Source organism: Domibacillus robiginosus (assembly GCF_000966195.1).
Classification (GTDB): Bacteria; Bacillota; Bacilli; order Bacillales; family Domibacillaceae; genus Domibacillus; species Domibacillus robiginosus.
Map to the genome: position 1 here is coordinate 1 of NZ_LAHL01000037.1, position 20674 is coordinate 20674.

The following is a 20674-nucleotide window of genomic DNA, read 5'->3' on the forward strand; positions in this document are numbered from 1 at the left end:
GGGGCAGAAGGCGGCTTCTCGGCCCGTGAAGTGATGGCTGAATTCAGACGGGCCACAGGACTTCCAACTGCGACAAACATGATTGCGACAGACTGGCGCCAGATGGGACACTCCATCCAGCTGCAGTCGGTGGATATTCCGCTGGCAGATCCGCATTTCTGGACGATGCAGGGTTCTGTCCGTGTCGCACAGATGTGCCATGAATGGGGATTAACATGGGGATCTCACTCAAACAACCATTTTGATATTTCCCTGGCGATGTTTACGCATGTGGCAGCCGCTGCCCCAGGAAAGATCACGGCAATTGATACACACTGGATCTGGCAGGATGGCCAGCGTCTCACAAAAGAGCCGTTTAAGATTGCCGGAGGAATGGTGGATGTTCCAACAAAACCGGGCCTTGGCGTAGAAATCGATATGGAGCAGCTGGAAAAAGCCCACCAGCTGTATAAAGAAAAAGGACTCGGTGCACGCGACGATGCACTCGCGATGCAGTACCTGATTCCGGGATGGACGTTTGATCCGAAACGCCCTTGCTTTGTTAGGTAAGTTTTTTTAGCAAACGCGCCCTCTTTGTGAGCGGCGCATTTGCTTTTTTCTTTAAAATTATCTAATTCTTCTTACAACACAATTACATGCGGAATAATCACAGAAAAGAGGTTAAACAATGAATGCTCCAGCAAGAAAGCTTGGGGTTCAATCAGTGAACCGCAATACTCTTTCAAAACAAGTAGTAGAACGGATTGTACAGCTGCTTATCAGCGGAAAAGTGAAAGCCGGTGACAAGCTTCCTCCTGAAATGGAACTCATGGCAGAACTGGAAGTGAGCAGGTCGGTATTACGGGAAGCTCTTAGCGCTCTTGAAACACTTGGCGTTATTACTCGAAAAACGCGGGAAGGAACTTTTTTTAACAATAAAGTCGGCACCCACCCTTTTTCTGTTATGCTGGCGCTGGCAACCGATAACTTACCCGCTATCATTGAAGCACGCATGGCACTGGAGTTGGGGCTTGTGACTATAGCTGCTGAGAAAATAACAAACGAACAGCTTGCAAAATTAAAAGCAACAATTGATAAGATTGCTCACAGTGAAGATGATGACTATGGTAATGCGGACAAAGAATTTCATTTAATCATTGCCCTAAGTGCTAACAATCCAGTTCTTGAAGGAATGATTGACTCTCTTCTAATCACTCATAATCGAATTAATAGTTTAATTCAAATTAGAGAGCGTGAACGGACTCTAGAATACCATAAAGCGATTTATGCAGCCCTTGAGTCGCGGAACCCTCAAGAAGCATTTATTCATATGTATCAGCATCTTGATTTTGTCCGTAAAAAAGTACTGCAGTACTCTCTTACCCAGAAATAAAGCCTTTAATGCTATTGGTAGACAAAAGGATTATGGAGGAAGGATCTACGGTTTCTTTTTCTCATAGGCAATCCAATATAAAAGACTGCTAGAAAATGAGTTGATGCAAATGAAGCAAGGAATGGCTATTTTTTTGGCTTTTAGCTATATAATTATGACCTTTTACCAACCCATTTGGTTTCAATGGCTGGTCTCTTTTACGGTATTTACCTTTATTCTTATTTCAATCCCTTCATTAAAAGGAATGACAGCTAAGTTAATGGGAGGCCTCGCTGCATTGACCGTTTTACTGCTAATCGGCCAGGAACAATGGATGAATGTAATCATAAGCGGTGCTCTTGTTAATCTAACCATCGTTGCGATCTTTGTTCTGACCCCTATCCTTGGGATTCCGTTCCGTACAGGGGGTTATACTGAGTCTTTACGATCGATCTTATATAAGAAAAGAAACAGTGCCTCGTTTTTTTATATAAGTACTGCTTTTTTAACCCACCTTCTTGGTGCCGTTATCAATGTAGGTGCAATTTCAATCAACTATTATCTATCAAGTGCATCCAATGTAAAATCAAATCGTCTGATTGCGAATGCGCTAAACAGGGGCTTTGCCGGAGCGGTTGCATGGTCACCATATTTTGCAGCTATGGCAGTTGTCATCAGCCAGCTGCATATAAAGTGGACTTCAATTGCTTTATATGCAATTGGTTTTTCTCTTCTTTCTTTTGTTGTCGGCTTTTTGCTGGAAGGAAAAGTGATAAAACGTGAAGAAGAGCGTTTAAGCGGGATAGAGACGGAAGAGGAAGCTATTCACATTCTTCCTGGGACACACCGTACATTATTTGAACTTATCTTCCTCCTGTTTGTGACAACCGGCATCGTTTTACTTGTTGAACATTTTGCTCCTGTTAACATGATTGTTTCAATTGGCTTTACCGCGTTGTTTTTCCCTGCAATTTGGTGTTTTTTCAAAGGAACGATGCCTCTTTACAAAGAAGAGGTAAAAAAACATGTTACGATCACTTTGCCAAACTTAAATCAGGAAATTTCCTTATTTTTGCTGGCTGGCCTATTCAGTTCCGCTTTTGTCGCTTCAAAATGGAGCGGAATGCTTGTTGGAGCGTTCAGTAGTGTGTTCGGTCATTCCCCTGTCATGATGACAATCATACTGTCTATCATTATTGTGGGAACGGCGATGGGCGGCCTTCATCCAATTGTTGTCGTAACCATATTAGCTACAAGTATTAAACCAAGTGATTTGGATTTTTCCATCCATTATTTTGCGATTGCTCTTCTCGGCAGCTGGAGTATTTCAAATGTTTTATCACCAGCGACCGCTGTAAATAATTTAATTGCATACTCTTTAAAAGAAAAGCTTATGAACGTGGCCATCCGATGGAACTGGATATATGGATTTATTATGGTAATTTTACTTCCTTTCTACTTGTATCTTGCCGGGTTATAAAAATAAAGTGGAGTATTTTTTTCGAAGAAAGGCTTTATCGCTTGTCAGCCTCCAGCTTTAGGGATGACTGAGGAAATAACAGTACGACCCACAGAATCATTTATCTCCTTACAGATACAATTTTCACAGAGATGAAAAGTTATTTGGCGGCTTCTACTCATTTGCTTGAGTAGGAGCTGTTTTCATATCGTCACATGATCCTACAATTCAGTACCTGCACTTTTAGCGTTTGCTTCCATGTCTTATACAAACAATAGCGTTTTATATATCGTTTGTTGTAAAAGTAAAAGATTCAGTCCAAATAAAACCTCGTCGACTAATTCTAAAGTTTACTCTGTTTGCTCTACTTCAGTACAGCAATCACTGATTCGAAGATTCTTCCAGTACGATGGTTAGCTTATATTCACCGGAAATCCTCAGCTCCGTAAAATAGTTTTGTTCCTAAGTAAAGAGTGTTTTCTTCAAAAGAGATGAAATATTACATCCATTCACAATATAATCAATATTGACTGTTTTTTAAATTTGTCTTACAATTATATAAAAGGACAAAATAAGAACAGTGATTTGATTGTAGCTCTTTTAGTCAATTGAAGGGCTAATAGAATCGGTACTATGCATATTATTTTATGAACAGATTTATTTTTATCCGATTGTGAAAAGGCTTACAGGAGGGCGATTGTGATGCAGACAAAAAGTATGCAAGCTATGGAACCGCTTTATATCAAAGTAAATGAAACAGACAATGTGGCTATCATTGTCAACACCGGAGGATTGGACAAAGGAACATATTTCCCGAATGGCCTTGAATTGAAAGACAGAGTTCCCCAGGGACATAAAGTAGCTTTGACAGATATAAAGGAAAATGAACCTATTATTCGCTACGGTGAAGTGATCGGGCATGCGTCAAAACCAATCGAAAAAGGCAGCTGGGTTAAAGAATCATTAGTTAAAATGCCTCAATCCCCAGAACTGAGTGAATTACCGTTAGCAACTAACATACCGGAAATCCTGCCCCCTCTTGAAGGATATACATTTCAAGGATTTCGCAACGAAGACGGCAGTGTAGGAACAAAGAATATCCTGGGCATTACAACAAGTGTTCAATGTGTAGTCGGTGTTCTTGATTTTGTGGTAAACCGTATTAAAAAAGAGCTTCTGCCAAAGTATCCTAATGTAGATGATGTTGTCGCCCTAAACCACAATTATGGCTGCGGTGTGGCGATTAATGCTCCTGAAGCGGTTATTCCTATTCGCACGATTCAAAACCTGGCGAAGCATCCGAATTTTGGCGGTGAAGCATTGGTCGTCGGCCTGGGGTGCGAAAAACTTTCTCCAATGAGCATCAACCCAAATGGGAAGGAATCTGACGTCATCTCACTTCAGGATCAGCCGGGATTTGCGGGCATGGTTCAGTCCATTATGGAGATGGCAGAGGAACGATTGATAAAACTAAACCGCCGGCAGCGTGAAACGTGTTCAGTTTCTGAACTGGTTGTCGGCACACAATGCGGGGGAAGTGATGCCTTTTCGGGTGTAACGGCTAATCCAGCAGTCGGCTATGCCGCGGATTTGTTAGTCAGAGCAGGAGCAACGGTGTTATTTTCAGAAGTGACAGAAGTGCGCGATGCCATTCATCTGTTAACGCCGCGTGCTGTGAATGAAGAAGTCGGCCAGGCTTTAATAAAAGAAATGGACTGGTATGATAAGTACCTTGCTCTGGGTGATGCTGACCGAAGCGCCAACCCATCCCCTGGGAATAAAAAAGGCGGGCTCGCCAATGTGGTAGAAAAATCCCTGGGTTCTATTGCTAAATCGGGAAGAAGCCCTATATCAGGCGTACTGGCTCCCGGGGAAAAAGCGACGGAAAAAGGATTGATTTTTGCCGCTACACCCGCCAGTGACTTTGTTTGTGGAACTCTGCAGCTGGCTTCTGGTATGCATCTTCAAGTGTTTACGACAGGAAGAGGAACACCTTATAGCCTGGCTATGGCTCCCGTCATCAAAGTTTCTACACGGGATACATTAACCGAACAATGGAAAGATCTTATTGATATAAATGCCGGGACGATCGCTAGCGGAGAAGCGTCCATTGAAGAAGTTGGGTGGGAAATTTTCCGATTCATTTTAGATGTTGCAAGCGGACACAAAAAAACCTGGGCAGAGCATTGGGGACTGCATAATGATTTGGCCCTATTCAACCCGGCTCCTATCACGTAATGATGCTAATTAAAAAACAAAACCCGCTGATATTTCGAATATCAGCGGGTTTTGTTGTAAAGAATGAAACCGACTCTTCATTCGAAAGCAGGCCTGTTTATGCAGCACTTAACATAACAGAGGTGACAACGCTGCGAAAAGCATTCACCTAGAAGAAAGTGTCTTTTAACCGTCAGGCGGACGGCGTTCACTTAACGAACATGGTACAGCTTCTGTGAAGGTATTCTTTATGAGTAAAAGGCTCATATAAGATAGGAAAACACACGGCTTAAGCCTATTTGTCGTGAGATCAAAAAACTTAACACTTTCGGGATTTAAAATCCTGCCTTCTTTATCAATGAGCGTGTCGAAATTATGTAGTATTTATTTAAATAGACCTATCGGATCCGCAAGAGTACTTTCAAGATGCAATATAGTAAATATTTTTATACTCATTTTTAAATTTTATATATAGTCTTGGCTCTTACAGTAAAATTATTCAAATAACAGGTCAAAAAGCCGAGATCAGCTTTTTCGTTCAAGACGCTTTCATTTTTATTAACTGAATCGCTTTTTCAAATTTAGTTTTTTTCCTGTCAAACCAGCTGAAACTGAGCAAACACCACTTTACCGCCATGCAGTATCTCCCTCTATAGGTAAATTCCTCTACTGATTTTTCTGCGTTTCTTAGCAGTATCACGGTCCTGAAAATAAAAACACAAACATATACAATTTCTTACAAAATTAATTAAGCAAACACAGTAGGCATTGTAAAACGACAGGATAACCGAACATTCCGCTTCTTATAAAAAATCAGACCGACCAAACCGGGTTATGATAAAAAGAATTTTTACAAACAGTCAGTTTATCATTGCCATTTCAACAAAGGAATCAACCTTGAAAATAATGTGAAAATATAAAAAATGCCCCGTTTCTAAAATAACGGTTTAGGGAGAATAAAACGAAGGAATTAGTACAGCATAAATTCCATACCACTACTCAAAAGAGAAAGGGATGAGTTCATTCATGGCACAGGTTCTTTATATCACAGCACACCCGCACGATGAATCCAGCTCATTTAGTATGGCAGCGGGCCAGGCTTTTATTAGCGCTTACCGGGAAGCAAACCCCGATGACGAAGTGACTCATCTTGATCTATACAAAGAAAACATTCCTCAAATTGACAATGATGTTTTCAGCGGCTGGGGGAAACTTCAGGGAGGAAACGCCTTTGATCAGTTATCCAGTGAGGAGCAATCAAAGGTAGGACGGCTGAATGAATTGTCGGATCAGTTTGCGAAAGCTGATAAATATGTGTTCGTTACACCAATGTGGAACTTCTCCTTCCCGCCGGTAATGAAGGCTTATATTGATTCCGTTTGTGTAGCCGGCAAAACATTCAAATACACAGAACAAGGATCGGTCGGTTTGATGACTGATAAAAAAGCGCTGCACATTCAAGCACGCGGAGGTATTTACTCTGAAGGACCAGCAACGGATATGGAAATGGGCCACCGTTATTTAAGCATTATCATGCAATTTTTCGGCGTCCCTTCTTTCGACGGGCTGTTTATCGAAGGCCATAACCAGTTCCCGGACCGGGCACAGGAAATTAAAGAAACGGGAATCCAGCAGGCAAAAGAGCTGGCAAAATCTTTTTAATAAAATTGGTACCATAAAGCAGCAGGAGCCACAATGGTTCCTGCTTTTCTACGTTACAATACAGTTGCTTTACTTTCTTTGCCACAGCCGGCGGTCCGTTTGCTCTGTCAGAAGAAACGAAGGCCGGTGATATGCTTTCGGCGATACTCAAATTCTACAGCTGCGGGCGATTCTTGCTTTCAATCCAAATACAGTAACTGAAAAGGAAATGTATTCTTTCATTGAAGAGGCAAATGCTGATGTAGGAAAAACCGGTTTCAAAACAACATATTGAGTCCTTTTCTATCATTATGTATCTCTGAAAAAGATAAACGACATTTTACCTTTTTCAGAGGTTTTTTCATTTTAGTGCTTTATCACTTCCCGATCTCCTATCGCCTGGACAGGCCGGTGGTTATCAGGGAAAATTTCGCGAAAAATATTGATTTGTTCTGTAGACATTTCAATAGGCTGTTTGTAAACTACCCATTGTACGCCTTCTGAACATGGAGGTGTTGTTAAAGAACCTGCATATTGATAATTGTGCTTGTTTTTGGGCAAAATATGCTTCAGATCAATCAACTCCGGTACACTTATTCCTTCGGTTGTTTTCTCTTTCGGTATAACATTCCATGCCTGCTCCAATACCGTGTTTGTTTTGCCTTCTTTGATTAATATGCCCAATACTGCAAGCTGGCCTTCTTTACTTTTATGTACGAGATGCAGCTCCATATCATAGGAATGTCCATTAATCAGGTGTTCACTTGGTGTATGGAAATGAAACTGTGCCAGTGTATAATCCTTGCCATTTAATTTAATCGAATTGCCTTCTGTTTGAATATTCCCCTGTACAGTATGTCCATTGTTTACGAGTGAGAAAGCACTTGGTATGTAATTGATCTTTAGCTCTTCAACCTTAGCTGCCTTTTTCGCTTGTGCTTTTTGAATATTAATGGGAGACTGCTCTGTGCCATTTACACATGCAGCATTTAATGGATCCAGCTCTACCCAATGGCCTGGACCGGTTTCTCCTTCGTAAGACCACTCATGTCCTTTTTCTGCCAGGCTGCTTTCGTCTCCATTCGCGGACTGCGATGGGATAAACGTACATGAAGCTAGTGCAAGTGTAAAATATGTAAATGATACGGGTATAGCAATTTTTTTCCTTAGCATATTTATCCTCCATTTCATCTTTCTTCTTTTATATTTATCATAATCACCGAAAAAGGAAATGAATCTTTGGAGCCGTTTTTACTGCATTATCTGAAAATATAAACAAAGCATATAAAAGGACCTTTGAACTGGAAGCCCTGTTAAATCTAAACTGATTGAAATCAGGGATGGGGGGCACACTGTGTTTTAGGGGGTGAAGGGAATGTATAAAGGATTTGAAATTGCCGAGCTGTCGTCCGAACAAACCAAACAAATCCAGCAGCTTGAAAAAGAACTGGAATGTACCCTTATTGCATATGAGCGTCAAGGTGCACTCCCGCATGTAACGGAACAGCCAGTGGATTTGGTATAAAAAAAGGCAGCTTCTAAGCTGCCTGAAACGTTTTTAAAAGTTCATCCGCGATTGTCCGCCATCGACGTTGATGCTTGTTCCAACCAGCCAGGATGCTTTTTCCGAAGCAAGAAATGCGACAACATTGGCAACTTCTTCAGCCGTTCCAAAACGGCCCGCCGGAATCTCATTTTGAACAAACGCGTTGATTTTCTCCGGGTTTTCTTCCAGGCGTTTTTTCCAGTTGCCGCTTTCGTGCAAAATACTGCCCGGTGCCACACTGTTTACACGAATACCATCCTGAATTACTTCATCAGCGAGCGATTTCGTGAAGCTGATTAATGCCGCTTTCGCATTATTATAAGTCACCTTGCCACCACTTTCTCTGCCAAATACTGAAGTAATATTAATAATCGCTCCTGACTGCTTTTTCTTCATTTCTTCAACTGCTAATTTGCTTAGGTGTACAGCGGAGAAGTAGTTCAGCTCCATCGCTTCATAAAAGGAATCCATATCGGTTTCCGCTGCTTTTCCCCCATTGCTGCCGCCGGCATTGTTGATGAGTACATCGATCGTTCCGTGCTGTTCAATAAACGAGCGGATAAGCGCTTCCCGTTCGTTGGCTTTCAGTAAATCTGCCTGAAAGCTGGATACGCTTCCACCCAGTTCTTCTTTTGTTTGTTCGAGTGCTTCCACTCCTCGGGCTGCAATGGATACGTTCGCCCCTTCTTCTATAAGCGCTCTTGCAATCGCCCGTCCGATTCCTTTTGAGCCTCCTGTGATCAAAATGTGCTTTCCCTTTAATTGTAAATCCACTTTATCATCCCCTATTTGCTTGATTTGCTTCTACAGTTTTATCTTAGCCCTTTTTCTTTTCGCTTGTCCAAGATAACAGGTCATTGGACTTTGGCTGCCTTCCACTGCTCCCATAAGGTTAACGTGCGCTCTGATATTCGAATCCACGTTCCCGGTTTGATGGACTCAGACAGCGTATAAACTTGATTTTCATATATGAGCCGATGATTTGCTCGTACCTGGCCAATTCTTACATCAATAAAAGGAAAAACGCGATTCATATTTTTTATGTAATATGTGCCGTTTTTTTCTTCAAATACTTCTTCTCCTTCTGCATTTGAAGGCATTCCTACCGCAAAGTCTTTGTAAGAAAGCTCTGTTTGAATGATTTGGTTACCGGATAATTGGTAGGACTCCATTACCTCTGATAAATGAATGGAGTGTGTATATTGAATTTGAAAGGTTTCTTCTTTTTTTAACGGTACGTAAGCGAGCAGGCTGTCTTCATTTTCATAAGTCAGCGCGATGACCTGTCTGTCTGGATAGAAAAAAATGAGGGTAGAAACGAACAGAATAATGAGCATGATAGCGCTTATTAGTATTGCTTTCAATCGGATCACCCCTAAAAAAAATGAAGTCGACAGGCCGCCTTGCAGCCTATCGACTAAAAAATTATTTACTGGGAAACGCCTGCTTCTTCAAAATATTTAGCCGCTCCTGGGTGCAGCTCCATATCGCCTAAACCTTCAAGAGCCGTTTCCGGTGTGATAAATTCTCCTTTGGCGTGAGTGATTTGATCCGTGTTTTCATAAAGCGCTTTTGTCATTTCGTACACAAGATCTTCATCTACATCCTTTGATGCCACCAGCATAGCTTTAACGGCAACTGTTTTTACATCTTCCTTAATTTTATAAGTTCCGCTTGGGACCGCATCTTCTGCATAATATGGATACTTTTCAACAAGCTCCTGAATTTTGTCTTCGGCAATTGGGATGATCACGACGTCATTTTGTGCTGACAACGCTTCTACTGCACCAGTTGGTGTTCCCGCTGTGATAAACGCTGCATCAATGTTTCCAGACTGAATGCCGTCCGTGGATTCATCAAAAGAAAGATTTTGGGCTTTAATGTCTTTGTCCGACATGCCATGAATCTCTAACACCTGCATGGCATTGATATAAGCGCCTGATCCCGGTGCTCCGACAGAGACCGTTTTTCCTTTCAAATCTTCAACTGATTGGATGCCGCTTTTGGCAGTTGTGACAAGCTGGACCGTTTCTGGATACAGGGAAGCGATCGCCTGAACATTATCAATCGGATCTCCTTCAAACATTTCTTTTCCTTCAATCGCATAAGCGGCAATGTCCGTCTGGGAAAAAGCCAGCTCTGCTTCTCCGGCCCGCAGTGTTTCCATATTTTCTGCAGAAGCACCCGATGTCTGCGGAGTGATATTTGCATCGGTTTGATCGGAAATAATATTAGCCATCTGCCCGCCAAGCGGATAATAAGTCCCCCCTGTTCCACCCGTCAGCAAGCTCAAATCCTGGCTTGCACTTTCACCGCCGCCACTTCCTTCCCCTGTGTCGGCTGTGCCGCCGTCACTGCTTTCACCACAGGCAGCCGTGATGGCAGCCGTCATTAAAACCGTGCCGAACAATACGCTAAAACGAGATTTTTTCATACATACATCCTCCTTTTTTCTTTACATTCAGCAGTACGAATGGAACAAATCTTTCTTATATATAGAAGAGCAGGAACAAGCGAATTTTTCCACTTATTTTCCTGTCTTTGATTGAGCAAACACGGCTCGACAACAGCCGTTTATTCTACTTTTGGATAATCTGTGTGGGGCTTGTCTTGAAGGGTCCCTCCGTCTCCTTTGTCCTGCTTCCATACATACTGTAAAGCCAGCAGTATGCCAAACATGACTAGTCCGGTAATGTCAGAGATGGTTTCCGGGTAAATCAGCAGCAGTCCCACAATACATGCGGTGATTCGTTCCAGCCAGTGCATGTCCCTCATCCAGTGGCCGATCACACCGGCTCCGATGGCAATCATGCCAGTCATCGCTGTCAGGACAACCCACACCGTTTCTCCCCATGTAGTATTAATCATCAATAATTCTGGAGAGAGAACAAAAATATATGGAATAATGAAAGCGGCAATGGCCAGCTTTGACGATTCAATCCCCGTTTTAATCGGTTCTCCTCCCGACACGCCGGCTGCGGCAAAAGCGGCCAGTGCTACAGGCGGGGTAATATCGGCGATAATACCAAAGTAGAACACAAATAAGTGAGCAGACAAATCAGGTACGCCAAGTAAAATCATCGCTGGTGCAGCAATCGTAGAAGTGATCACATAGTTTGCGGTTGTCGGTGAACCCATACCGAGTATAAGTGCAGCAATCATCGTCAGAATAAGTGTAGGGATCAAGTAGCCGCCTGCAAGATCAATTAAGCCATTGGCCAGTTTTAACCCCAATCCTGTTTTTGTCACAATACCTACAATAATCCCGGCTGCTGCCGTCGCAGCCGCTACAGCAAGGGCTGTACGCGCGCCGTCTACGAGCGCATGCACGATATCAACAGCTTTCATTCCCCTGTCTTTATTAATAAAGCCCACAATAATAGAAATGACGATCGAATAAAGTGCGGCATGCGTAACGGTTATATTAGACATCAGCAGCAAAATAATTGCGATAATCGGAATAAGTAAATATATTTTTCCGAATACTTCTTTTCTGCTTGGCATCTCTTCTTTCGTCAGCCCGCGCAGACCAAGCCGCTTTGCTTCGAAGTGAGTCATAATCCAAATGCCCAAAAAGTATAAAATCGCCGGGATCGCAGCTGCTTTGGCGATATCCCAATATGTAATGCCGTTTCCGATAAACTCAACCATCAAAAAAGCGGCTGCGCCCATAATAGGTGGCATCAGCTGTCCACCTGTTGAAGCCGATGCTTCGACAGCTCCAGCGAATTCTTTCTTGTAACCGAGGTTTTTCATCATGGGAATCGTAAAAGCACCCGATGTTACCACATTAGCAACAGAACTTCCGCTGATGGTCCCTTGAAGGGCACTTGAAAAAATTGCTACTTTTGCGGGCCCGCCAATACTCCTGCCGGCAATGGCAATGGAAAGATCATTAAAGTACTGTCCAACGCCTGTCCGTATTAAGAAGGCGCCAAATAATAGAAATAAGAAGATAAAAGTAGATGAAACGGCTAAGGGTGTACCTAAAATACCTTCTGTTGTGAAAAACATCGTTTGAACCATACGTTCCAGGGTTAATCCGCGATGAGATAAGAAGCCTGGCATGTACGAGCCAAAAAGTCCATAAAGCATGAAAAGAAGTGCAATCACCATAATAGGCAGCCCAACAGTTCTCCTCGTTGCTTCCAGTACAAGCAAAATGGCTGTTATGCCAACTGCGAAATCCAGCGGCCCGAGACGTCCGACACTCATGACCAGTTCCTCAAAACGGAGCGGCCAATACGCACCGACACCGATGCTTAAGATTGAGAGAATCAAGTCGTACCAGGCTACCTGCAGCTTCCCTTTTTGCCGCTTCTTTCGATTAGCCGGAAACAGCAGAAAAATCAAGGAAAGGGCAAAGCCTAAATGCACGGTTCGCTGAATTTGAGCCGTGAAGACACCAAAAACAGCTGTATAAAGCTGAAACAGGGAAAAAGCCAAAAGACCAAAAAAAGCAATGTAACCGAGCAGGCCGGTTAGTTTTCTTGTTCCTGCTTCTGGATCATATTTTTCGAGCAGCTTCTGTTGTTCTTCTTCTGATAAATAGCTTGCTTCATGATTAGTCGACAATTCTACTCCACTCCATTCCTCCGTTTCACTTTGAAACTTTTTTCTTTCATGTTTTGAAAATCAAAACATTTTTTACAATTTTAACTATAGATGAAGCAAAATGACCAAAGCCTTTTTTTGTAAGATTTTCTTCCATACTTTATAAAAAATGTTATTAATTTTATGCGCTTGTCCATCTAAATATTCCTCTGACTTTTCATGTAGGCAATGAAGACGACGCGCTGCTAAATGGAATTTTTTAAAAACATAAGAATACAGACTATCGCTGTTGACTCTCCTCTTAGGGGAAGCTTTATAGTATGAATTGTACACTTCTTGATAGAAAGGGCAGAATATAATGCGAAGTTATGGAATGGTGTTAACCATTTTATTGATGAATTTATTTATTGCGTTTTTGGGAATCGGGCTTGTGGTGCCGGTAACGCCCACCATTATGAATGAGCTGAATATAAGCGGAGCTGTCGTGGGTTATATGGTTGCTGCGTTTGCAGTAACACAGCTGATTGCTTCTCCCCCGGCGGGAAAATTAGTGGATCGCTGGGGCCGCAAACCGATGATTGTTACCGGCCTTATTCTTTTTAGCTTGTCGGAGCTTTTATTTGCCGTCGGTCAATCGGTTGATATGCTAATGATTTCAAGAATGATCGGAGGGGTAAGCGCAGCTTTTATTATGCCGGCCGTTACGGCGTATATCGCGGATATTACCTCTGTAGAAACAAGGCCTAAAGCACTTGGCTATATGTCTGCGGCTATTTCAACCGGCTTTATTATCGGACCCGGCATTGGCGGATTTCTTGCAGAAATTAGTACACGGCTTCCTTTTTTCTTCGCAGCAGGCTTTGCGGGTTTTGCAGCCATTCTTTCTTTTTTCACTCTGCGGGAGCCCGAACGAAACCCAGAAAACAAAAAACCGGAAAAAACAACGGCCGGAATCAAACGCGTCTTTGTGCCGCTGTTTTTTATTCCCTTTATGATTATTTTTATTTCAACTTTTGGTCTTGCGGCCTTTGAATCACTTTTTGCCCTGTTTGCCGATCATAAATTTGGTTTTACAGCGATGGATATTGCCATTATGATCACGGGCGGAGCGATCGTCGGAGCTGTAGCACAAATTCTCCTGTTTGATCGTTTAATCAAGTGGATAGGAGAAATTAAACTGATTCAGTACAGTTTGATTTTTTCCACCATTCTTCTTGTTCTGCTTACTTTTGTGTCCGGCTACTATACCATCTTACTGATCACTGCTTTTATGTTTATTGGATTTGATCTTATGAGGCCAGCTGTTACCACTTACTTATCTAACATTGCAGGTGATGAACAAGGGTTTGTTGGAGGAATGAATTCCATGTTCACAAGCATCGGTAATGTGATTGGTCCTATTATCGGTGGTATATTATTTGATATAGAATTAAACTATCCATTTTACTTTGCTGCCATTTTCTTATGTGCAGGCATTGCTTTAACATTTATTTGGAAAAAGCCTGACTTGGGCAGCAGACCTGTTTCGAAAGGACTCTGAGGAACGTGGAAGAAGATTTATACTCGATTGGCGAAATGGCGAAGCTGGCGAATTTGTCGGTGAAGACGCTGCGGTACTACGACCAGATTGGTTTGTTTAAGCCTGCTTATGTAGACCCGAAAACAAACTATCGATATTATGTGGATTCGCAGCTTTTTCAGCTGGACTTAATCCAGCCTTTGAAAGCAGTAAATACTCCTCTGCAGGAAATTAAACTAGCACAAGATCTTTCTTCAAATGAACTTTATGATTTTTTAAGCCGGCAGGAACTAAAAATTCAACAGCAAATTAAAGTACTTCAAGATGCAGAAAAGTCACTTTCCCACGTAAAAAAGAATATCTGTTTTTCTGAACGATACACAGAATTAAATAAAGTCATCATACAAGAGGAAGGGGAAAGCTGTATCGTTCAAATGAGAGCAGAAGGCATTTCTACTCAAAATGTCATGACTAAATCCTATAGCCAGCTTAAACGAATTTCAGAGGCAACAGATGGTTTTTTAAACAATGGGTACGGCGCCACTTTTTCTTTTCAAAACTATGCGTCAGCTGAAGATATCCTCTATCGCCACTTGTTCATCCCTGTTTTAACAAACAAGCAGACGGCTTCGCTGCCGACAGAATTTGAAATTACAACCATTCCGGCAGGAAAGTATGCTCTTATTGTCTACGAATTTAATCCCGAAGCATATTGGGAAAGCTATTCTAAACTCGTAGATACAATTGTTCAACAGCAATTTACAGTTCTAAGCGATGTGTATGAGCTTTTCATGCCTATCCACTATTCACCACGGAAGCCTGAATCTTACTTGGTAGAAATGAAAATCCGTATTTTCAACTAAAAGCAAAGAGCCAGGAAGTAAAAACTTCCCGGCTCTTTCTTATAAAAATTTTTAAACATATAAAGATTATTTTGATGCTGGCGCAAGACTTGCTTCAGGAGATGTAACTTTGTCGTAGAAATCAACAAATTTGTCACGATCTTCACTATTGCGGTATGCCATTGCTACACGTGGATGTTCATTTAGGACACCTGAGACCATGTAAGGAATAATATAGCCCCACTCCCATTTTTGACGCATTTCGAGCATATGGTCTTCAATCACTTTTAGGACTGGCTTCATTTCGTAGCTTGGTTTTTGAATATGGCTCACAAGAAGTTCTGTGTTACAGTTTCCTGCTGCACGGCCCATGCCGTACACAGAAGAATCAAGGAATGTCACACCGTTGCGCATAGCTGTCAGCGTATTCGCAAATGCCAGCTGCATGTTATTGTGCGTGTGGATGCCAAGCTGTTTGTTTGGAATCATCGATTTAAACTTTTTCACCTGATGCTCGATATCTGCAGGGTCAAGGCTTCCGAATGAGTCTACGATGTAGACAACATCAACCGGGCTTTCTTTCACCATTTCAAATGCTTCAATTAACTGATGTTCAGGTACACTGGACAGCGCCATAATATTCAGCGACGTTTCATAGCCTAAATCATGGAACATTTGTACAAGCTCAAGCCCTTTATCTACTTCACGAATGTAGCAGGCTACCCGGATCATATCTAAAGGACTTTCCTCGCGTGGAAGAACATCATTCGGATCAACACGGCCAATGTCAACGAGCGCTGACAGCTTCGTAAACTTTTTCTCCGGTAGAATTTCTTTTAAAAAGTTATCATCAAGAAATCTCCACGGATTCGGTTCAGTTGCGTTTAAAAGCTTTGCAGAATTTTTGTATCCAATCTCCATATATTCAACACCAGCTTCGCTCAAGCCGTTGTATAAATCTTGAACAAATTCAATGCTGAAATCCCAGTTATTAACCAAACCACCGTCACGAATTGTACAGTCGATAATCTTGCTGCGTTGTTCCATAGTCGCGTTCCTCCTGTTTCTTCTTAAGCATATTCGCTTTCGCGCTTTTATGCTTTTATGCTTTTATGTGATAAAGTATCTTGTTATTTTTATACCATGTTTTTCATTAAACTGTCAATACTTTTTTCAATATTTGATCCTTTTCGTCAAAAATAGCCGCGTTTTTCCTTTTTCTCCGTTTGTTTCTGCTATTGTATCTTATGGCCACTTCTGTGTATATAGAAAATAGCTATTTAAACCAATTGATTACAGCTTTACCTCTGCTCTGTCTCATGTCTTTAACTTCTCCAATGACGCGTCATAATAATCCAGCATTGACTGAAGGTCATTTTTTCCTTTAAAAGCTGTAAAAGAATGAAATTCTCTTATTTCCCATTGCAGGCGTTTTTAGGGAACCTCATCCCCGTAGTACTTTTCGTTTCCGATCCGGATGGTCCGTCAGACTTTTTGTACTGATATCCCGTCTGTGTTGCGCAGCAGTAAAAAAGCGGCTAGCAGCCCTTCTCGTCCTGTTCTTCCTACCTTACTGTTTAACACGGTCGATTTGATCCGGGTGCTTTAACCATGGTCATAGCCTGCTAATGCACCAAGTAGTGTTTCAGTTGGTGTATAGCCATTTCCTTATTCTTCAGGGCGATATTGCATATGCTGTTCATTTCATATGCCCAACCGTGCTAAAAGACCGACCGCCTTTTCGTTCTGCTTTGGCGTTTATATTCATCTCTGGTTGTAAATAAAAAAAGCGGCCAAATGGCCACTTTTTAAGGCAGGTATTATAAACCAAATTTATCTTTTTGATTCTGCCTGTTGAAAACTAGCAGGCTTGATAAAGAAGGCGATTACCAGTCCGATAATAGCTAGAATCAAACCGAAAGTAAAAGCACTTTGCACGCCTGCCGTTAACGCCGCTCCTATCACAGCCGGATCAGCTGGATCTTCCACATGCTGCATGAAATCAAGCTGTGCAGAAGACATAATCGTTATCGCTACAGCTGTACCGATTGCTCCAGATACCTGCTGTAAGGTGTTCATCAGCGCGGTTCCATCCGGATACAAATTTTTTGGAAGCTGGTTCAACCCATTTGTCTGGGCCGGCATCATGATCAAGGAAATACCGATCATGAGAAAAGAATGCATTACAATAACCGCTAACATCGATGTGTCAGTTGTCACACGTGATAAGCTCCATAACGTAACAAGGACCAGAACAAAACCGGGTATTACCAATCCCTTTGGTCCATATTTATCAAAAATACGACCTGTCAGCGGAGACATTAAGCCATTCAGCACTCCTCCCGGTAAAAGAACCAGACCGGCTGTAAAAGCTGCTAGTCCCAGTCCTGTCTGCAAGTATAACGGCAGCAGGATAGCAGAAGACAATATCACCATAAAAGCAATAAACACAATGAGAAGCCCCAGTGTAAACATTGGATAGTTGAACACACGCAGGTCGATCATTGGCCGCTCCATTTTAAATTGTCTTAGTGAAAATAAAACAAGCGCTACGAAACCGACCGCAATGGCAATCATTACGATAGAGCTTGACCACCCGTCTTCTCCTGCCGTGCTAAAGCCATATACAATGCCTCCAAAACCGAGTGAAGACAATATAACAGAAACTGCATCAATTTTCGGCTTTGTAATGGTTGATACATTTTGCATATATACCATTCCAAAAAACAGTGCAAATACCAAAAACGGCAGAGACAGCCAGAAAATCCAATGCCAGGTCAAGTTTTCAATCAATAAACCGGAAATCGTAGGCCCAATCGCCGGAGCGAACATAATCACTAATCCCATCATTCCCATGATGGCTCCTCTTCGGTGAATAGGAAAAATTAATAAAATCGTGTTAAACATAAGCGGGAGAAGCAGGCCTGTTCCAAGTGCCTGTACGACCCGTGCAACCATTAATATGCTGAAACTTGGCGCTAATGCGGCAATCAATGTTCCAATAATGGAAAAAAGCAAAGCTGCAATAAACAATTGGCGTGTGCTATACCATTGCAGCAGAAGACCGGAAACCGGAACTAATATTCCTAATGTTAACAGGTAGCCCGTGGTCAGCCACTGGATTGTTGCAGAACCTACATTAAACTGCTCGATCAAATCTCCAAGCGCCATATTCAACGCTGTTTCACTGAATAACCCAATAAACCCGGCTATTAAGAAGGAAATTAAAATAGGGGTCGTTTTCACATTTTCTTGTTGCTTTGCTGCAGTACCTGCTGCCATAAATTCATTCCTCCTATTAAAGGCCAAGCCTTTTTTCAAAGTATTTTTACTCATTTTTCTCGGTCAGTAACATCGGTATTTGCTCTGCGATGACACGAAGAGGCTTTACACTCTTACATGTAAGAGAAAGAAGAATGCCTCCTTCTATGACAGCAAGAATGATGATACCAAAATTCTCTGCCTGCTTTTCACTGTATCCTGCCTTTAAAAACTTCCCAGCGTACATTTCCTTCCACTCTTCAAATGCTAAATGGCAGGCTTTCCTAATTGGCTCACTGGTGGAATGTTTTTCAGACGCTATCGCTCCGATCGGAAATCCAACCGGTTCTTTTTCATCCCTCATCGCCTCAGCCAATTTATAAATATGCTCTTGAACAGCTTTAACGGGATCTTCAACTCGCTCGAACACTTCTTCAATGAAACCAACTACGATTTCTTTTGTATGACGGATGGCCTCAACAGCTAGCCCCTCTTTTCCCTCGGGAAAATAGTGATAAAGCGATCCTTTTGGAATCCCGCTTTCTTTCAAAATGTCATTAAGGCCAACTCCGTCATACCCGCGCATACGAAACAGCCTGGAAGCCGTTTCAATCAGCATCCTTTTCGTGTTGGGCTTTTTGGTCATAATTCACCTCTTCACATATTAAACCGACCGGTCTAATATAATGCATTTTTTTACACTTGTCAATGTTAGAAACTTTATCATTTCTTTAAAAAGGATTAAAGAAAGTAAAATAAAAAACCGGCAGGAAAATAACATTTCCTTGCCGGTTCATGACTATAATATATGTTACATGTCTCCTTGTATTTAAGGAGCTCCTTCTATTCTTGTTTAAAATCCAATAGAGATAATCCCAAAAAGAACGGCCGCTACCGTCATCACGGTTGTGGTGCCCAGTGCCCACTTGATCGCAAATCGCTGTAAGTCACCAAATTCTGTTCCCACGAGGCCAATCAATAAGTGGGCCGCTGCCACCAGAGGACTGAGGACGTGTACAGGCTGTCCAAGCAAGGAAGCACGACCAATTTCCACAGCGCTAATCCCATAGGCTTCTGCTGCCTGTGCGATAATAGGAAGAACACCAAAATAAAATGCATTGTTAGACATAAAAAACGTAAAAGGAGCACTTAAAAATGCCACAATGACTGGAAGAAATGGGCCAAATGAATCTGGAATAATGGATACGAGTGTCACAGCCATGGCATCAATCATTTTTGTTCCAGACATAATCCCGGTAAAAATTCCTGCCGCGATAACGATTGAAACAACGGCCAATGCATTTTTGGAATGGGCCGCCAGCCGTTCCTGCTGATCTTTTAAATCTGGATAGTTTACAAAAAGGGCAATACCAAATGCGATCATAAATAAAATAGTCAAAGACATAAAGTCAATGATCAGAGAAGCCATTAACACAATCGTCAGTAATAGATTGAACCAAACAAGTTTTGGACGTTTATAATCCGCATTCAGTGTTGTGGCGGCAAGACCTGTGTTCTCAGCTGATTGATGTGTAGAGTCAAGTTCAATTACTCCAAGTCGTTTCCGTTCTTTTCGGCCCAGCAAAAAAGCAGCCGTTAGAACCCAGACAAGGCCAATGCCCATGACGGGAATCATCGGAATAAATAGGTCAGATGCATCCAGACTCAGAGAGGCCATTGCCATCGCAGAGGCTCCTCCCCACGGCGTCATATTCATCACACCCATTGAGAGCATGGCAACTGTGGCTAAAATTAACCGGTTCATACCGAGCCGCTTATATAATGGCAGCAGGGCAGAAACAGTAATAATATAGGTAGTCGTTCCGTCACCATCAAGAGCAACTGTCATAGAAAGAACTGCTGTACCAATAACAATTTTAAGTGGATCTCCCTTTACAATCTTTAAAATCTTAGCAATCAGCGGGTCAAACAAGCCGGAATCAATCATGATGCCAAAGTATAAAATAGCAAATAAAATCATAATAGCCGTAGAAGCAATGCTTTCTACTCCTTCTTGCATCATGGGACCGAGCTCCGTTAAAAACCCACCTAGAATACCAAATGCAATAGGTACAAGCATAATCGCAACCAGTGCCGATAATTTTTTAGACATAATCAAGTACATAAATACCGCAACCATTGAAAACCCCAACGTAGCTAACATTCGTTCATCTCCTTTGCTTCACATTTAGTGGGAGCGCTTTCTTACAAAAGATTATCAATCTTCTTACTTTACGTGTAGTTAAAAATTGTTTTTACTTTTTTAATTCTAATGATTGTTTTT

General features: G+C 42.0%; 17 protein-coding genes. 8 read left to right on the forward strand and 9 right to left on the reverse strand.

Going from position 1 to position 20674, the window contains the following annotated elements:
- The 5 genes from VP97_RS16365 to VP97_RS16385 form a co-directional block, all read left to right on the forward strand.
- A partial coding sequence (locus VP97_RS16365; RefSeq protein ID WP_281175110.1) for an enolase C-terminal domain-like protein occupies nt 1–549 on the forward strand: 549 nt, incomplete at its 5' end.
- Nucleotides 550–667: 118 nt separating this feature from the next.
- A complete protein-coding gene (locus tag VP97_RS16370) occupies nt 668–1372 on the forward strand; it encodes a FadR/GntR family transcriptional regulator (protein WP_050183100.1) in 705 nt (234 codons plus the stop codon).
- Between the two features lie 109 nt (nt 1373–1481).
- Nucleotides 1482–2831, forward strand: a complete 1350-nt coding sequence (locus tag VP97_RS16375) for a hypothetical protein (protein ID WP_050183101.1) — start codon at nt 1482–1484, stop codon at nt 2829–2831.
- 681 nt (nt 2832–3512) lie between these two features.
- On the forward strand, nt 3513–5048 hold the full coding sequence (gene garD / locus VP97_RS16380; RefSeq protein WP_050183102.1) for a galactarate dehydratase: 1536 nt from the start codon (nt 3513–3515) through the stop codon (nt 5046–5048).
- Between the two features lie 1005 nt (nt 5049–6053).
- Nucleotides 6054–6689 (forward strand): FMN-dependent NADH-azoreductase, encoded by a 636-nt coding sequence (locus tag VP97_RS16385; RefSeq protein WP_050183103.1) that lies wholly within the window; start codon nt 6054–6056, stop codon nt 6687–6689.
- Nucleotides 6690–7034: 345 nt separating this feature from the next.
- Here the strand turns inward: VP97_RS16385 and VP97_RS16390 are convergent, their stop codons facing one another.
- Nucleotides 7035–7841, reverse strand: coding sequence for a carbonic anhydrase (locus tag VP97_RS16390; RefSeq protein WP_050183104.1), 807 nt, complete (start codon nt 7839–7841; stop codon nt 7035–7037).
- A 202-nt stretch (nt 7842–8043) separates the two neighbouring features.
- Here VP97_RS16390 and VP97_RS23950 point away from each other — a divergent pair, with 202 nt between their 5' ends.
- The gene (locus VP97_RS23950; RefSeq protein ID WP_156153531.1) at nt 8044–8193 is read left to right on the forward strand and encodes a hypothetical protein; all 150 of its coding nucleotides are present in this window, start codon (nt 8044–8046) and stop codon (nt 8191–8193) included.
- Nucleotides 8194–8226: 33 nt separating this feature from the next.
- On the opposite strand, the gene VP97_RS16395 is transcribed toward VP97_RS23950, so the two are convergent.
- The 4 genes from VP97_RS16395 to VP97_RS16410 all read right to left on the reverse strand — a co-directional run bounded on the left by VP97_RS16395 (nt 8227) and on the right by VP97_RS16410 (nt 12789).
- Nucleotides 8227–8988: an SDR family NAD(P)-dependent oxidoreductase gene (locus VP97_RS16395; RefSeq protein ID WP_050183105.1), complete on the reverse strand. Its 762-nt coding sequence runs from the start codon at nt 8986–8988 to the stop codon at nt 8227–8229.
- Nucleotides 8989–9068: 80 nt separating this feature from the next.
- Entirely contained in the window at nt 9069–9578 is a 510-nt protein-coding gene (locus VP97_RS16400) for a DUF1850 domain-containing protein (protein ID WP_245629914.1), read from the reverse strand.
- Nucleotides 9579–9643: 65 nt separating this feature from the next.
- Entirely contained in the window at nt 9644–10648 is a 1005-nt protein-coding gene (locus tag VP97_RS16405) for a TAXI family TRAP transporter solute-binding subunit (RefSeq protein WP_050183108.1), read from the reverse strand.
- Between the two features lie 140 nt (nt 10649–10788).
- On the reverse strand, nt 10789–12789 hold the full coding sequence (locus VP97_RS16410; protein WP_050183110.1) for a TRAP transporter permease: 2001 nt from the start codon (nt 12787–12789) through the stop codon (nt 10789–10791).
- 337 nt (nt 12790–13126) lie between these two features.
- On the opposite strand from VP97_RS16410, the gene VP97_RS16415 reads away from it, so the two are divergent.
- Both VP97_RS16415 and VP97_RS16420 read left to right on the forward strand, forming a co-directional pair.
- Entirely contained in the window at nt 13127–14308 is a 1182-nt protein-coding gene (locus tag VP97_RS16415) for an MFS transporter (protein WP_050183114.1), read from the forward strand.
- Nucleotides 14309–14313: 5 nt separating this feature from the next.
- Complete coding sequence (locus VP97_RS16420) at nt 14314–15150, forward strand: MerR family transcriptional regulator (protein ID WP_050183116.1); 837 nt, start codon at nt 14314–14316, stop codon at nt 15148–15150.
- A 66-nt stretch (nt 15151–15216) separates the two neighbouring features.
- Here the strand turns inward: VP97_RS16420 and VP97_RS16425 are convergent, their stop codons facing one another.
- The 4 genes from VP97_RS16425 to VP97_RS16440 form a co-directional block, all read right to left on the reverse strand.
- On the reverse strand, nt 15217–16176 hold the full coding sequence (locus VP97_RS16425) for an aldolase catalytic domain-containing protein (protein WP_050183120.1): 960 nt from the start codon (nt 16174–16176) through the stop codon (nt 15217–15219).
- Nucleotides 16177–16962: 786 nt separating this feature from the next.
- Nucleotides 16963–18411: a DHA2 family efflux MFS transporter permease subunit gene (locus VP97_RS16430; protein WP_050183124.1), complete on the reverse strand. Its 1449-nt coding sequence runs from the start codon at nt 18409–18411 to the stop codon at nt 16963–16965.
- 46 nt (nt 18412–18457) lie between these two features.
- A complete protein-coding gene (locus tag VP97_RS16435) occupies nt 18458–19036 on the reverse strand; it encodes a TetR/AcrR family transcriptional regulator (protein ID WP_050183127.1) in 579 nt (192 codons plus the stop codon).
- A gap of 207 nt (nt 19037–19243) precedes the next feature.
- Complete coding sequence (locus VP97_RS16440; protein WP_050183129.1) at nt 19244–20554, reverse strand: CitMHS family transporter; 1311 nt, start codon at nt 20552–20554, stop codon at nt 19244–19246.
- Nucleotides 20555–20674 lie beyond the last annotated feature (120 nt).

Bases quoted from the DNA above. Each gene is read 5' to 3' on its own strand.
- VP97_RS16430 (WP_050183124.1), bottom strand. From the start codon at position 18,411: ATGGCAGCAGGTACTGCAGCAAAGCAACAAGAAAATGTGAAAACGACC.
- VP97_RS16405 (WP_050183108.1), bottom strand. From the start codon at position 10,648: ATGAAAAAATCTCGTTTTAGCGTATTGTTCGGCACGGTTTTAATGACG.
- VP97_RS16385 (WP_050183103.1), top strand. From the start codon at position 6,054: ATGGCACAGGTTCTTTATATCACAGCACACCCGCACGATGAATCCAGC.
- garD (WP_050183102.1), top strand. From the start codon at position 3,513: ATGCAGACAAAAAGTATGCAAGCTATGGAACCGCTTTATATCAAAGTA.
- VP97_RS23950 (WP_156153531.1), top strand. From the start codon at position 8,044: ATGTATAAAGGATTTGAAATTGCCGAGCTGTCGTCCGAACAAACCAAA.
- VP97_RS16390 (WP_050183104.1), bottom strand. From the start codon at position 7,841: ATGCTAAGGAAAAAAATTGCTATACCCGTATCATTTACATATTTTACA.
- VP97_RS16375 (WP_050183101.1), top strand. From the start codon at position 1,482: ATGAAGCAAGGAATGGCTATTTTTTTGGCTTTTAGCTATATAATTATG.
- VP97_RS16415 (WP_050183114.1), top strand. From the start codon at position 13,127: ATGCGAAGTTATGGAATGGTGTTAACCATTTTATTGATGAATTTATTT.
- VP97_RS16425 (WP_050183120.1), bottom strand. From the start codon at position 16,176: ATGGAACAACGCAGCAAGATTATCGACTGTACAATTCGTGACGGTGGT.
- VP97_RS16440 (WP_050183129.1), bottom strand. From the start codon at position 20,554: ATGTTAGCTACGTTGGGGTTTTCAATGGTTGCGGTATTTATGTACTTG.
- VP97_RS16435 (WP_050183127.1), bottom strand. From the start codon at position 19,036: ATGACCAAAAAGCCCAACACGAAAAGGATGCTGATTGAAACGGCTTCC.
- VP97_RS16370 (WP_050183100.1), top strand. From the start codon at position 668: ATGAATGCTCCAGCAAGAAAGCTTGGGGTTCAATCAGTGAACCGCAAT.